Below are 380 nucleotides of genomic sequence, written 5' to 3'. Positions count from 1 at the left end.
AGGCAGGACAACCCCTCGGGGATCGGCAGACGCTCCAGCAGGTGGCTATGGGTCAGCAGCAGGTGCGCGCGACTGTCCTGCATCATGTACAGCAGGCGCTCGCGCGGGTATTCGATGTCCAGCGGCACGTAGGCGCCGCCGGCCTTCAGCACCGCCAGGAACGCCACCATGATCTCCGCGCTGCGCTGCATGGCGATCGCCACCCGCACCTCGGGGCCGACGCCTCGGGCGATCAACGCATGGGCCAGGCGGTTGGCCCGGCTATCCAGCTCGGCGTAGGTGAGCTTTTCCTCGTCGAAGATCACCGCCACCGCATCCGGCGCCATACGCGCCCGCTCGGCCACTCGCTGGTGTACCAGCGGCGTTGCCGGATAGCCCGA

1 protein-coding gene is annotated in these 380 nt (G+C 68.7%); it reads right to left on the bottom strand.

All coding sequences use genetic code 11. The features are described from left to right. The coding region (locus LT948_RS33090) for an AMP-binding protein (RefSeq protein ID WP_232197176.1) at positions 1–380 on the bottom strand (380 nt) is incomplete at both ends.

The sequence above is a fragment of the Pseudomonas sp. CP-1 genome, from assembly GCF_021213715.1.
Classification (GTDB): Bacteria; Pseudomonadota; Gammaproteobacteria; order Pseudomonadales; family Pseudomonadaceae; genus Pseudomonas; species Pseudomonas aeruginosa.
Note: the sequence above shows the minus strand (reverse complement) of the source record. Positions and strands in the feature narration are given on the sequence as shown.